This window comes from Hydrogenivirga sp. 128-5-R1-1 (assembly GCF_000171895.1).
In genome coordinates this window covers 1-1449 of sequence record NZ_ABHJ01000349.1, presented here as the reverse complement: position 1 = coordinate 1449, position 1449 = coordinate 1, and the positions used below count along the sequence as shown (strand labels likewise).

The window sequence follows — 1449 nt, the reverse complement described above, 5'->3', positions numbered from 1 at the left end:
TCCAGAAGAAAAAGAAGAAGGTATTGAGTTTAAGGGATTAAAAGAAAGATTCAATATCAAAATGTAAGCCTAAAATTGGAGAAAATCAAATATTAAAAGACATAAACCTTACAATAAAAAAGGCGAAAAAGTTGGAATAGTAGGCTTAACAGGTTCTGGAAAATCTACACTTGTTAAATTAATACCTGCACTAATAAAAGATTTTGATGGAAGTTTGCTGATAGATGATTATGACGTACGCAAATACAATGTTTCTTCTTTAAGGAAGCATATAGGAATGATTTCTCAGGATGTTTTTATATTTAACGATACACTTAGAAATAACCTTTTAATTGCAAAACCTGACGCAACAAATCAGGAAATTGTTGAGGCTTTGAAAAAAGCAAAAGCTGACTTTGTTTTTAAACTTGAAAAAGGGCTTGACACAGTTTTAGGTGAAAGGGGTTCAAGGCTTTCTGGAGGAGAAAGACAGAGAATTTCAATTGCAAGGCTGTTTTTGAAAAATCCTGACATTATCATAATAGATGAAGGAACATCTGCCCTTGACGTTGAAACGGAAGAATATGTTATGGAAGAAATAAGAAAAGAGTTCTCCGATAGAACGATTATTATGATAACCCACAGACTTAAAATACTGGATATTGCAGAAAAGATAATAGTTATGGAAAACGGAAGAATTATAGAAGAAGGTACAAAAGAGGAGCTTATAAAGAAAAAAGGAGTATTTTATAAATTCTCATCTTTGTCTTCTTAAATTAGTTTCAAGTTTCAAAATAATTGCAAAAAATATCACTAAGAAGGTTAGAAAAATAAAGTTTTTATATTTAAGCCAGAAAGTTTTTTTATTTATTAAAGCAACCTCTCCAAGCAAAATCTGTCTTTTATAAAGTTTTGATAACTTTGCTTTACCGTCTGGCGAAACAATAGCTGATATTCCTGTATTTGTTGCCCTTATCAAATATTTTCCATTTTCAACAGCTCTTATTCTGCTCATCTCAAAATGCTGAAAAGGAGCAGATGTTTTACCAAACCACGCATCATTACTTAAATTTACTAATAAATTAGCATTTTCCGAAAATTTTGAAACTAAATTAGGGAAGGTTGCTTCAAAACATACTAAAGGAGCTATTTTAAAATCCCTGTAATTTAAAGTCTTAATTTTCTTACCAAAGCTAAAGTCCCATCCTTCAAGATAAGGAAACATTTTTGAAAAAACTTTAAATGGAAAGGGAACATACTCTCCAAATGGAACAAGTTTTATTTTATTGTAGTAGTCAATTAGATTGTGATTTTCATCAAATAAAAATACAGAATTATATAAGTAAGGTTTTCCATTTTTATATACCCAGTTGTCAAGGCCGATAATAAAAGGGATTTTTATATTTTTTATTTCTTTAAAAAATTTATCTTTTATATTACTTTCAGAAAAATAAAAAAATGGGACTGCGG

The 1449-nt window shown here is 29.5% G+C and carries 2 protein-coding genes; one reads left to right on the top strand and one right to left on the bottom strand.

What is annotated here, in order from left to right; genetic code table 11:
- Positions 1 to 91: 91 nt before the first annotated feature.
- On the top strand, positions 92 to 754 hold the full coding sequence (locus tag HG1285_RS18500; protein WP_255347766.1) for an ATP-binding cassette domain-containing protein: 663 nt from the start codon (positions 92 to 94) through the stop codon (positions 752 to 754).
- On the opposite strand, the gene lnt is transcribed toward HG1285_RS18500, so the two are convergent.
- Positions 737 to 1449, bottom strand: a 713-nt coding sequence (gene lnt / locus HG1285_RS17950) for an apolipoprotein N-acyltransferase (RefSeq protein ID WP_008289319.1), incomplete at its 5' end; no start/stop codon positions are given. The two genes, HG1285_RS18500 and lnt, sit on opposite strands and share 18 nt — an antisense overlap.